This window comes from Basilea psittacipulmonis DSM 24701 (genome assembly GCF_000743945.1).
In the GTDB taxonomy this organism is placed as follows: Bacteria; Pseudomonadota; Gammaproteobacteria; order Burkholderiales; family Burkholderiaceae_B; genus Basilea; species Basilea psittacipulmonis.
Map to the genome: position 1 here is coordinate 1,504,478 of NZ_CP009238.1, position 13,353 is coordinate 1,517,830.

Annotated in this window: 9 protein-coding genes, 1 tRNA gene and 1 other RNA gene; 2 read left to right on the forward strand and 9 right to left on the reverse strand. The window is 40.3% G+C overall.

The window, feature by feature from the left end:
* Positions 1–88: 88 nt before the first annotated feature.
* The 7 genes from IX83_RS06355 to IX83_RS06385 form a co-directional block, all read right to left on the reverse strand.
* Positions 89–712: an L-threonylcarbamoyladenylate synthase gene (locus tag IX83_RS06355; RefSeq protein ID WP_038500444.1), complete on the reverse strand. Its 624-nt coding sequence runs from the start codon at positions 710–712 to the stop codon at positions 89–91.
* A gap of 1 nt (position 713) precedes the next feature.
* Positions 714–986 carry a class I ribonucleotide reductase maintenance protein YfaE gene (yfaE, locus tag IX83_RS06360; protein ID WP_038500448.1) on the reverse strand — a complete coding sequence of 91 codons (273 nt, stop codon included), beginning with the start codon at positions 984–986 and terminating at the stop codon, positions 714–716.
* A 2-nt stretch (positions 987–988) separates the two neighbouring features.
* Positions 989–2,122 carry a class Ia ribonucleoside-diphosphate reductase subunit beta gene (nrdB, locus tag IX83_RS06365; protein WP_038500450.1) on the reverse strand — a complete coding sequence of 378 codons (1,134 nt, stop codon included), beginning with the start codon at positions 2,120–2,122 and terminating at the stop codon, positions 989–991.
* A 211-nt stretch (positions 2,123–2,333) separates the two neighbouring features.
* Entirely contained in the window at positions 2,334–4,619 is a 2,286-nt protein-coding gene (nrdA, locus tag IX83_RS06370) for a class 1a ribonucleoside-diphosphate reductase subunit alpha (protein WP_038500452.1), read from the reverse strand.
* A 438-nt stretch (positions 4,620–5,057) separates the two neighbouring features.
* Positions 5,058–6,155, reverse strand: coding sequence for a porin (locus IX83_RS06375; RefSeq protein ID WP_038500454.1), 1,098 nt, complete (start codon positions 6,153–6,155; stop codon positions 5,058–5,060).
* Between the two features lie 881 nt (positions 6,156–7,036).
* Positions 7,037–8,170: a porin gene (locus IX83_RS06380; protein WP_038500458.1), complete on the reverse strand. Its 1,134-nt coding sequence runs from the start codon at positions 8,168–8,170 to the stop codon at positions 7,037–7,039.
* A 487-nt stretch (positions 8,171–8,657) separates the two neighbouring features.
* Positions 8,658–9,620 carry a porin gene (locus tag IX83_RS06385; protein ID WP_038500461.1) on the reverse strand — a complete coding sequence of 321 codons (963 nt, stop codon included), beginning with the start codon at positions 9,618–9,620 and terminating at the stop codon, positions 8,658–8,660.
* Positions 9,621–9,730: 110 nt separating this feature from the next.
* Here IX83_RS06385 and IX83_RS06390 point away from each other — a divergent pair.
* Positions 9,731–9,807: transfer RNA gene (locus IX83_RS06390), tRNA-Arg, on the forward strand.
* Between the two features lie 343 nt (positions 9,808–10,150).
* Here the strand turns inward: IX83_RS06390 and rnpB are convergent.
* Positions 10,151–10,529, reverse strand: an RNA gene (gene rnpB / locus IX83_RS08735) — RNase P RNA component class A.
* Positions 10,530–10,593: 64 nt separating this feature from the next.
* Here rnpB and IX83_RS06395 point away from each other — a divergent pair.
* Positions 10,594–12,396, forward strand: coding sequence for an ATP-binding cassette domain-containing protein (locus IX83_RS06395; protein ID WP_038500464.1), 1,803 nt, complete (start codon positions 10,594–10,596; stop codon positions 12,394–12,396).
* Positions 12,397–12,597: 201 nt separating this feature from the next.
* Here the strand turns inward: IX83_RS06395 and IX83_RS06400 are convergent, their stop codons facing one another.
* Positions 12,598–13,353 carry a cell division protein ZapD gene (locus IX83_RS06400; RefSeq protein WP_038500468.1) on the reverse strand — a complete coding sequence of 252 codons (756 nt, stop codon included), beginning with the start codon at positions 13,351–13,353 and terminating at the stop codon, positions 12,598–12,600.

The following is a 13,353-nucleotide window of genomic DNA, read 5'->3' on the forward strand; positions in this document are numbered from 1 at the left end:
GACCGTGACTCGATACATTCAAGCATGAGGTTATATCAATGACGAGCATTCAAGCACCCTGTAAAGATCAGCTCCTTAACAATATTCCTTACAAACCAATCTGACTCGGATCACCACTTCCCCACCGCAAAATTTCATAAGGATCCGTGGTTAAGTCGATGACAGTAGTAGCCAGTCGGGCATGAATATCCGTATCGATAATGGCGGCGATCGAACCTTTATAGTAGGATTGGATCTCATCCACTTCATTTAGTGGTTCGGTTTCGCCCTCAGGAATTAAAGTCGTCGATAACAAAGGAGAACCCACCGCTTCAATTAGGCCTAAAATCACTGGATTGTTAGGTACGCGAATACCAATCGTTTTGCGAGAACGATGAGATACACGTTTGGGAATATCTTTGGTCGCCTCTAGAATAAATGTCCATGGCCCTGGACAAGCTAATTTCAGTAAACGATATTGGCGATTATCTACTTTAGCAAAAGTCGAAATTTCAGATAGATCACGACAAAGCAACGTCAAATGATGGCGGTCGTCCAAGCCTCTTAAACGTCGTAACTGTGTTGCCGCCTCTTTATCATCTAAATGTGCCAATAGGGCATAACTTGAATCAGTAGGACAAGCAACCACCTTACCATCATGCAAATATCGAGCCACTTGCGATAAAACTCTGGTATGGGGATTATTTGAATGTACCTGAAAAACTTCTGCCATCTTACTTCCCTGCCTCATACTCATCTTCGCCCAAATCCAACAGCAACTTATCTTTGGCTTGACAGCAGCAAGGTAACACCTCACCTGTACCAATATAAGCAATCGGATCACGCAAATAAACGACTTCACCACTGATTACTTTGGTGCGACATGAACCACAAAACCCTTCTCGGCATTGAAATTCAATATCATATCCCACACGTTCTAGCGTCTCTAGTAGCGTTTCACCGTCAATAACATCAATACTATGTAAACGTGTTTGTACCAGAGCCATGTTTATAGCTCAAAATCACTTAAATCGTCACTATTGACTTCCGAATCAATCTGACCCACTAAGTATGAGCTAATTTCAACTTCTTGAGGTGCCACCTGAACATTATCAGAAGACAACCATGCATTAATCCAAGGAATAGGATTTTGTAAAGCCTGTGGGAAAGCGGGTTTTAGCCCTACCGCCTGCATACGAAGATTCGTGATATATTCAACATATTGGCAAAGAATATCTTTATTTAAACCAATCATCGAACCTTGATGGAACAAGTATTCAGCCCATTCTTTTTCTTGTTCAGCGGCTTCCTTAAATAAATCAAAACAATCCTGCTCAAGTTCTTTGGCGACCTCTGCCATCTCGGGATCGTCTTCACCGTTACGCATAATATTTAAAATATGCTGTGTACCAGTCAAATGCAAGGCTTCGTCACGTGCGATAAGTTTGATAATCTTGGCATTGCCCTCCATCAACTCACGTTCAGCAAAGGCAAACGAACAGGCAAAACTCACATAAAAACGAATCGCTTCAAGCACATTGACCGCCATAATACACAAGTACAGACGACGTTTTAACTCACGTAAAGATACCTCGACTTTTTCGCCATCAATTTCATGCGTGCCGACACCATAACGTTGGTATAAAAGACTCAGCTCGATAAGACTGTCATAATACTGAGCAATCCCTGTCGCACGTTTCAAAATAAATTTATTTACCACAATATCATCAAACACAATCGACGGATCATTCACGATATTGCGAATAATATGGGTGTAAGAACGAGAATGGATCGTTTCAGAAAAAGACCACGTCTCAATCCAAGTTTCCAATTCTGGAATCGATACCAAAGGCAAAAAGGCCACGTTTGGGCTGCGTCCTTGAATAGAGTCCAATAAGGTTTGGTACTTGAGATTAGAAATAAAAATATGTTTTTCGTGTTCAGGCAAACCTTGATAATCAATACGATCTTGAGACACATCCACTTCTTCTGGTCGCCAGAAAAAAGAAAGCTGTTTTTCAATAAGACGTTCAAAAATCTCATGTTTTTGCTGATCATATCGTGCCACATTCACGGGCTGACCAAAAAACATCGGTTCTGTTAATGGATTATTTGGAGTCTGACAAAAAATACTATATTTCATTTCACTTCTACTTAAATTTTACAAGTCCCACCGACACCGTCAGCTTAAAACTTAAATCTTACAAATCCCACCGACACCGTCAGCTTAAAACCTAAATCTTACAAGTCCCACCGACACCGTCAGCTTAAAACTTAAATCTTACCAGTCCCACCGACAACATCAGCTTAAAACCTAAATCTTACAAGTCCCACCGACACCGTCAGCTGAAAACTTAAATCTTACAAGCACCGCCTGCACAATCATCTTCTGCTTCAGGTTTAATCATATCAGTTTGGGTATCATTTGCCCCATCACGAGTATTTTGGTAGTACAACGTTTTTACACCCAACTTATACGCTAACAATAAGTCTTTCAATAATTCTTTCATCGGTACTTTGCCAGTCGGATAACGTGCTGGATCGTAATTCGTATTCGCAGAAATCGACTGATCGACAAACTTCTGCATAATACCGACCAGCTCCAAATACCCCTTGTTAGATGGCATATCCCACAACAACTCATACTTATCTTTCAATAGCTCATAGTCTGGTACGACTTGTTTCAAAATACCATCCTTAGAGGCTTTCACACTCACTAAACCACGAGGAGGCTCAATACCATTTGTTGCATTAGAAATCTGACTAGAGGTTTCAGATGGCATCAAAGCAGTCAAGGTAGAATTACGTAAGCCATGTGTTTGGATCTCGACTCGCAACGTTTCCCAATCCAAATGCAACGGTTCTTGGCAGATATTATCCACGTCTTTCTTGTAGTTATCGATCGGCAAAATACCTTGAGCGTAACGTGTTTCGTGGAATGCTTTACATGGACCAAATTCTTTTGATAAATTCATCGATGCTTTCAATAAATAATACTGAATCGCTTCAAATGTACGATGAGTTAACGCATTACCGCTACCATCCGAGTATTTATACCCATGCTTAGCCAAATAATAAGCAAAGTTAATCACACCAATACCTAAAGAACGACGTTTCTCAGTGGCAATGCGAGCCGCTTTGATCGGATAATCTTGGTAGTCTAATAAAGCATCCAATGCACGTACCATCAAATCCGCCAACTCTTCCATCTCAGATAAATCCTGAATCGAACCCAAGTTAAACGCCGATAAGGTGCACAAAGCAATCTCACCTTTTTCGTCATTAATATCGTCTAAAGGTTTCGTTGGCAAAGCAATTTCTAAACACAAGTTACTTTGGCGAATAGGAGCAAATTCAGGGTTAAACGGACTGTGCGTATTGCAATGATCAACGTTTTGAATATAAATACGTCCCGTACTTGAACGTTCCTGCATCATCAAAGAAAACAATTCTACCGCTCTTACCGTGCGTTTTTGGATCGAATCATCTTGTTCATACTGTTTGTACAATGTTTCAAAACGATTTTGGTCCTCAAAGAACGCATCATATAAACCTGGTACATCAGAGGGAGAGAATAAGGTAATGTTCTCGTCTTTAATCAAACGTTGGTAAAGCAAACGATTAATCTGCACACCGTAATCCAAATGACGAACACGGTTTTCTTCCACGCCACGGTTATTCTTCAATACCAGCAAAGATTCTACTTCCAAGTGCCACAAAGGATAGAACAAAGTAGCTGCCCCACCTCTAACCCCGCCTTGGGAGCAACATTTCACCGCTGCTTGGAATAGTTTATAAAAAGGAATACATCCTGTATGACGGGCTTCACCCCCGCGAATCGCACTACCTACCGCACGGATACGACCCGCATTCACGCCAATTCCCGCACGCTGTGAAACATAACGTACAATCGATGAAGTGGTGGCATTTATCGAATTTAAACTATCATCACACTCAATCAACACACAAGAACTAAACTGACGAGTCGGTGTTCTCACCCCCGCCATAATCGGGGTCGGTAATGAAATCTTAAACGTTGAAATGGCATCATAAAAGCCTTTCACATAGTGCATACGCTTATCTTTCGGATAACGCGAGAATAAGCACAAAGCCACTAAAATATATAAAAACTGTGGGCTTTCGTAAATATCGCCATTTACTCGGTTTTGGACCAAATACTTACCCTCTAACTGCTTCACCGCTGCGTAAGAGAAGTTCATGTCACGATCATGAACGATATAACTATCGGCCTCATCTAATTCTTCACGCGTGTAATCTTGCAAAATGTGAGCATCATACTTACCCAAACCCACCATACGCTCAACATGGTCAACAAGTTTAGGCGGTTCATACTGACCAAATGCAATCTTTCTCAAATGAAAAATCGCTAAACGAGCCGCCAAATACTGATAATCTGGTGAATCTGTGGAAATCAAATCAGCCGCTGCTTTAATCAAGGTTTCGTGAATATCATCTGTACGAATACCGTTATAGAACTGAATATGAGACTTTAATTCTACCTGTGAAACTGAAACATTCTGCAGGCCATCTGCTGCCCACGTCACCACTCGATGTATCTTATCTAAATTCAGCGGTTCTTGCCGTCCATCACGTTTCGTTACCAGTAAATTTTGATTCATTTTTTGCCTTAAATTCAAACTATTACAGAGATTTCAACCAAACATTCAGCTACGTTTTTTAGATTTTTTCAGGATCCGTATGCTGTTTAAATAAGTTTTCATTTTACCTTAAACGCCCTCAAAAATCTTTCAAAAATTTAATTCCGAGAATATCCCGAATCGATCAAAAAATGATAAAAATTGAAATCAGTGAATCAAATTTATTTAAATTCCATTTATTTGAATCCTATTTGCACCAACCCACTTTATTCAATACCACCAAAAAAGTTATGACTATTTGTGGCTCATTTTTAACATTTTTTCCTATCGCCCATCCTGTTTTTACCTATCCTCTCAAGCCCTTTTGCTCCCATACAACCCATTGATATAAAAAACAAAAACCAGCCCTTAAAAACAAGGACTGGTCAACCTATGGATACATCAATAATACTCAGATCATTAGAAACGGTGTCTTAAACCAATATTTCCTTCAAGACCTTTGTATTTTCTAGTTGCATTACCACCTACATACTCTTTACCCACTGCATAGTAAGCTCCTGCATAGGCCGTTGTACGCTTAGATAAAGCTTCTGTGTACGCTAACTTCAAGTTCCAACCTTTCAACTTACCGTTACCTGCTGATTGCTTCTCTGTACCATGCTCAAACGCAAACATCAGTTTTCCGCTGTCTGATACTGGAGCACTCAAGCCCAAAGACCAAGCAAAGAGTTTGTCGAATGCTGCTCTATTCTTTTTCATGGTATCATCAGTTCCTGCATAGAACGCATTTCCTAATAAACCATTCACACCACCAGCCAATTTACCACCCGCCACACGTGTGTACAGTGCAACTGGACCAAAGTCATAATTCACAGCACCAATGGCTGCGAAGTGATTCGTTTTAGCCGTATTGTCTTTTGTGTAAATCAAACCTGCTGCGACTTTTAAAGCATCCAATTTAAAATCTACAGCAGCTTGAACATGGTCTTTGTGAGTGCTTTTCGTGCCTTCTGTCTTATGCGTACCGCTCCAAGACAACTGTAATGTTGCCCCACCTAAATCAGGGGATTTATATCGAACATTAGAATCTTGACGCGTACCCGTTGCATTACCAAACAGACCTGTACCTCTGTGATAGAACGTATCGCCAAAACCCTCATCAAATGTCGTATGACCCACAGCCCCGTGCTGACGGCCGGCATAAATTGCCCCCAGATCCGCGTCCACAATACCTACTGTCGCTTTACGACCAAATAGACGTGTTCCTTGACCTGATTTGCCGTCAGCTAAGGTAAAGCCCCCCTCCAAATCAAATGCTACCTTAGTGCCGTTACCTAAATCCTCAACACCTTTAAAACCAAAACGATTACCTGACATATGTCCATCGGTCACGCCGAATTCTTTTGTTTTTACTTTTGCACCAGTTGATAGTGTTTTAAGGCTATATTCTTTAAAGCCTAATCCACCATCTAACAAACCATACACGGTAACCGAATCTGCCGATGCAACACCTGCCAAACTCGTTGCCACTGCAACCGCAATAAGCGTTTTCTTCATTTCTGTCTCCTCAATGACATTCATCAAAAATTATCTTTAGGTACCACTCCCAAAGAACATGTTATATAGTTAAACAAATTTTATATGAAATGAAAACACCTCAAGAATACAGCGTTTATCTAGCATCCGTTTGATAACATTAAATTTTCTGAATAAAAATAATTCTCAATATTAGTAAAAACCCTAATAAAAAATTCAATTAATCTGTAGAGAAATTGCTACAAATACTGATTTTGTCAATAATTTTTATAAAAATTATTAGCGACTAAGAACTGCAGATACAGGGATGTATAAAAGCTCATTAACAGTGTTCAACACCACTAAAAACAAGCGATAAAGAAGTCAAGCGATTCAAACAGGTAAGTTAAAAATATAAATGACAAGTTATTCTCAAGAAATCAACATGTCACAAAAGTGAACAATGAGCGGATTGATAACAAAACAGCTTGATTGTGCGATATGCATGTGAAGTAAAAACGTATTCTGAGATAGGTAAATGAGTCAGCAGAGAACTTAACAGATTGAGCAATGATCGGGTTGATGCTTAGACAGCTTGATTGAGGGATATGCAGGGGAAGTAAAGTCATATTCTGAGACAGCTAAATGAGTCAGTAGAGAACTTAACAATGATTAATAAACGAGTTGATGGTTAGGCAGCTTGATTGTGCGATATGCAAGGGAAGAAATCAAACATCGCAGAATAGATAAATGGTGACTATAGGCAGATAGAGAAGATGGGAGATAGATAAACGAGCTGAGAGATGAATGAGCCAATAAAACCCGAAACAAAACACAAGGTAGCAAAAAAGAAGAAATAAAAAAGCCACCTCTTTCGAGATGGCTTGGGTTCGTATCAAACATGGACTAAGCCATGTGGATGATTAGAACTTGTGGTTCAAACCGATAGATACAGTACCTAGTTTAGGAGTATGACCTAAACCATTTTGTTTAGCATAACCGTAACCACCGTAAACGTAAGCAGTTGTACGTTTAGACAAGCTTTCAGCATAGCCTACACGGAACAAGTTGTAACGAACTGCGTCGTCATTACCATTATACTTACCAGTTGTGTACTGCCAGCCAGCTAACACAGTACCAGATTCAGATACTGGAAGAGCTACACCTAAAGCATAGTTGTAAGATTTAAATTCTGAAGCACCTAACACATCACCAAACAAGAAGCCACCAGAAACAACTTTTCCTAACACAACTTTTAAGTCAGCTTTTTCAACTTTCTGACGTTCAAAACGTGCAAACACTTTCAATACTTCGAAGTCATACTCTAGACCCAAAGAGTATTGTTTGTTTACAGCACGATCAGAACCATCGTTAGTACGTTGATAGATGTAACCAGCACTTAAACCTAAACCGTCAACATCAAATGTTGCGATAGCAGCTAATTTATCAGCTTTAGTTTTATCCACATCACCAGCTGCATCAGTTACTTTCTTGTGATCACCAGACCAAGACAAACCTAGTTTCAAACCAGCTAAGTCTGGAGAGATGTAACGTACGACGCTGTTAGAACGACCTTGTAATGCACCGAATGCAGAGTAGTCGTCACCGAAGTTACCACCGAATACATCACCTTTCGCTAATTCATCAACTACATCGTTCTGACGACCAGCTGTCAAAGTACCGAAGCCTTCACCAGAAAGACCGATGATCGCTTTACGAGCAAACAAAGGACCATTTTTTGTAAGGTCTTCACCGCTAGCACTTGCACCAGTTGCTAGGTTAAAACCACCTTCTAATTGGAAGATAGCGTTTAGACCGTTACCCAAGTCTTCCTGACCTTTCAAACCGAAACGGCTAGCTGCAGCACCGTCTTGTGATACAGCAAAAGATTTAACTTTAGCACCTTTGCCAGCATAGCTATTATCAGCCTTCAAACCTTTAGAATAGGTATAAGCTAAACCGCCGTCAACGATACCATATAGAGTCACTGAAGACTCTGCTTGAGCTACGCCAGCTAAGCCAGCTACTACTGCTGCAGCAATCAATGTTTTTTTCATTTGTACAAATCTCCATAGATTAGTTAAAAAGAGCGTGAAACACCATGCTTCACTACTCTGAAGATACTTCACTATCGAAGTTAGTTATCATTAAACACCAAAATTCATTCCATGCCTATAGTTTCGGATGTTTTTTTAATAAGAAATGCTTTTTTTGTTGTTCAACTACAACAAAACACCCTTATTTTTACCTTTTTAACCACTTCTCTCCCTTCAAATATATTTAACAACAAGAAGTTAAATAAATATATTCATCTACTTTTATATCTTAGCATGTGGCGAGGATGACTTTTGTCCATTCTAACAACAACCCAAACCATATCATTTAGGTCATCATAAAAAACACCCTATATAGATCACAAAGACTCTCTTATTGGCTAGCTTAGACTGACAAATCCAGTGTCTTGTCCCAGCCGAAAAGAAAACCTGCACACAGAGTGCTACTTGAGAGCGTACTTACACCCTCAGTTCTCATCAAATCACAGAACTAAAATCGATACTTCATCCCCACACCCAATCCCGTTGAGTGACGGTGAGGGGTATTCATTCGTCGATAATCCCCATCTACATAGACACTGATATGTTTAGATAATGACTGTTGATACGATACTTGATATTGTTGAATACGATATTGTGTTTTTAAGGTATCAGCATAGGCAAATTTCAGCGATTGACGTTCATCTAAACGCCATTCTAAACCGACTAACCAAGTTTTACCTGATTGCCAATCGTCCACCGCATCCAATAATGAAGTGCGAGGCGTTCTTCCTTTACTATAAAGGGCAGTCAGTTTTACCACATCAAAATCATACCCCAAACCCAAATACCAAGCATGCATAAAACCGCTTAAATCCTCTTGGTAAGCCAAAGACGCCAACCACCCACTTTGCTCATAATGAATACCAATACTGCGTGAACCGCGTGTTGTTACCCCATTTTCTTTTTCACGTCCTGACCAAGACCAAGCCATTTGAAAGCCATTCACATCAGGTGTCATGTATTTAAATGTTGCATCTGAAGCATAAGCAACACTCGGATCCAGCGTCTCACCTAGCGATAAACGTGTTTGATAAAAGGGATCAAAAGAAGCAAATAAATCATCTAACACTGTGTATTGACGACCTACCGACATACTTCCCCAAGCATAATTTTTCAGGCCCAACACAGCTTTACGCTCAAACAAAGCCCCTTTTGACCGCCCTGATGTCACATCAAACGGCATTTGCAAATCAAAAAAAGCCGTTAATCCTTTGGCCAAGTCTTCCTCACCTTTAAGACCCAAGTAGCTATTTGTAGAGAACATAGATGCAGAACGTTGACCACTTCCCCAACGAGTCGCATAACCCGTATCCAATACCCCATACACATTAACCGAGTCTTGTGCCTGTACAGGAATAGAGACAAGCACCAAACATCCCGTCAATACTGAAAAAACCTTGCTAACCGCCATTTATCAAACCTTTATCTTTCATCAATAAGCCTAATATTTTACATGAAAGACCTATTTAAGATTGTCAAAGCTTTTAAAATTCGTTAGAATAGCATCTTATTCAAAAATTCGTCCCCATAGCTCAACTGGATAGAGCACTCGCCTTCTAAGCGAGGGGTTGTGAGTTCGAGTCTCGCTGGGGGCGCCACTGACTATCTATACCTAATTGTTTTTAATAAATATTTTTAAAATCAAAAAGGCCCACCCTTTATTTTAGTCGTATTCTCGTTTTTATATCTATAAAAATAATACCTTAACCACCCACTTCCGTTTACCAAACATTCTTCACACATCAAAAACAGCAAATCTATCCGCGACAATCCACGATGGATCAGGAGTATCAACAAATACAGATATTCTCATCCCACTACCCTTGCTTGGGATAAATCATCACTCGATGAGGGTATAAATGAGGGTTACTCTACTACCGTGCTTGGGGAAAAGATGCGTCGTTAAGTGATTGACCGTTGAATAAAACCTTTGAAGTCAAGGTGTGGAGAAAGTCTATACGCCGGATTCTGTAAGCCCTAAGGCTGGCAATCATTCATCTAGGCTTATTATTACTAACAAGCTCAGAGCCATCTACCCGCATAGATAGAGCGGACCACTCTTGCCAAAGGCTCTATGCCTACTTGATGTTGCTCCAGATAGAGGTTACCGCGTTTCACCCTAATATAACGCCCAGGTAGTTATTCGCCATACGGAGTCGCCGTATGGGAGCCAGTATATACCAGCCCTTATATCAGTCTCGTCTCTGTGGCCCTATTCCTAAGTCATTTTCATGACCTGACGGCTGTTAGCCGCTATCCCGTCCTTTGGAGTCCGGACGTTCCTCGAAATTTAACATCTCGCGATTGCCCAACTTCCTCCACATCTTCATTGTACACCGCTAATCTATTAAAATATACTTTATAGTTTGCTTTTTCAATTTATTATGTCCACACTCATTACTTTAAATAATGTTTCATTAGCCTTTGGCCACCATCCCCTCTTAGATCACGCCAATCTTTCCATCTCTAGCATGGAACGAATCGGATTAATTGGCCGAAATGGTGCAGGCAAATCCTCCCTACTCAAGATTCTTGACAAAAGAATTCAAGTAGATGATGGCGAAGTCATTTTTAGTGCAGGGTTACACACCTTGACCGTTGAACAAGAACCCGTACTGCCTGAAAACCAAACTATTTATGAAGTATTGAGTGAGGGAATGCAAGAACAAGAAGATTGGTCAAAAGGGGCTCGAGCGAAAACCCTTATTGATCAGCTTCGTCTTGATGAAAACGCTTTGATTTCGGGATTATCTGGCGGCACCAAAAAACGAATTGCATTAGCCAAAGCCTTTATCAACCAACCTGAATTATTACTATTAGACGAACCAACCAATCACCTAGATTTAGAGGGAATTCTTTGGTTAGAACAGATGATACAAACCTTTTCTGGGGCGGTAATGGTCATTACTCACGATCGTCGATTCTTAGATGCCATCACTGATCGCATTATCGAATTAGATAGAGGTACACTACATAGTTTTCCTGGTAACTATACCCAGTGGCAAGAACGCAAAATGGCTTGGTTAGAAGCCGAAGCACAACAAAACGCGAAGTTTGATAAATTTCTTGCCCAAGAAGAAGTATGGATTCGAAAAGGCATTGAAGCGCGTCGTACGCGTAATGAGGGGCGTGTGCGACGATTAGAAGCGTTACGTTTAGAACGTTCCCAAAGACGCGAACGTATCGGCAATGTCAGCTTTATGATCGACAGTGGTGAACGTAGCGGAAAATTAGTAGCCGAATTACAACACATTTTTAAATCTTATGGGTCAAAAACCATTATTCAGGATTACAGCACCACGATTATGCGAGGAGATCGTATTGGGATCATCGGCCCTAATGGCGTAGGCAAAACCACGTTAATCCATATCATTTTAGGCAAGATCCCACCCGACCAAGGCAAAATCAGGTTAGGCACGAATTTAAATATTGCTTACTTTGATCAAATGCGCGATCAATTAGACGAACATGCCACACTTTGCGAGGTAATTAATCCTGGAAGCGAATGGGTGGAGATTGGGAATGAACGCAAACATATCATGAGTTATTTAGGAGATTTTTTATTCTCTCCTGCTCGTGCGAATTCCCCTGTTTCCAGCTTATCGGGTGGTGAAAGAGCTAGATTACTGATGGCAAGACTATTTGCTCGCCCCGCTAATGTCCTCGTGATGGACGAACCCACGAACGATCTGGATATTGAGACATTAGAGTTATTAGAAACGCTTATTCAAGAATATCAAGGTACCGTTATTATCGTCAGCCACGATAGAACATTCCTTGAAAACGTGGTTACTCAGTCTATTGTGTACCAAGGACAAGGCGTTTGGAAAGATTTTGTCGGCGTGGATTGGGATAATGTCATGGCGCATTTAAGCGAACCGACCTCCTCGCCAACACCTGCTAAACCTCAGACTTCTACCACTCACGATAGAATCTCCCGCCCTAAAACCAAAAAATTAGGTCAATACGAAGAAAAGGAATTAGCTCAAATTCCTGAGAAAATCACTGAATTAGAAAACCAACAAATGGCTTTAAGTGAAGAATTATCGAATCCTGAACTTTATGAAACCCCAGAAGGAATGGAAACCGTCACTCGCATTCAACACCAAATCGCTGAGATTGAACACAACATTCTAAAACTCATGCAACGATGGGAAGTGCTAGAAGCTCGCCAACAAGCGGATTAATAAAGATCAGAGGGACACTTATCAGCAATCTTTTTATAAATGACATAAGGTCATTTGGAATGGAAACCGTCACTCGCATTCAACACCAAATCACTGAGATTGAACACAACATTTTAAAACTCATGCAACGATGGGAAGTGCTAGAAGCTCGCCAACAAGCGGATTAACAAAGATCAGAGGGACACTTATAGGCAATCTGTTTTATAAATGACATAAGGCCATTTGGAATGGTATTTTTTGTCGTGCAAAATCACTTTCCAAACGTTCATCTAGGCATTTAAAAGAAACAGACATCATATGTCTATTGGCGGTCAACTCAGGATAAATTCTCAATGAGCCAGAAATCTGGATCCTTGCTAATTGGTAAGATTTACCTTTTAAAACCTCACAATAAGTGCCATCTGCTTTAGATACCATCTCAACCATTGGTGCGGAATTTCTCAAATTTTCTAATAATAATTTGATGGCATTATATAGCGGTAATAAAGGAACAATCCATGTATTGAGCATATCCATGCGTTCTTGAACTGGTGTGGTTTGCCAAAGATAATAAACAGGCACTTCAGCGGGTGTTGCAAATCCAAAACTTGAGAATCGATTACGCACTTGAATCAGCCATTTATTATCTCGAACCGACTGCCCTAATCGTTCACATTCTGTTAATTTATCTGCAACAGTTTGTAATCGATGAATCGCCTTATCAATCGCGGTATCATTGACCCCCTCACATCCTCGATACGCCTCGATACTTTGTTTTTGTTTATCTATTTCTTGCATTAAACCAGAACGTATCTCTGCTCGTTCACACGCATCAACCAGTTCAAACAGAACTTTAATGGCGACTTGTTGCATTAAAGGGTCTTGTTGTTTTGAAAGTTCCAAAAGTCGTTCAAATAACGCTTCTAATCGAATTAATGAACGTACACGCTCTATCAAAGAAAATTCAAATAATACCAA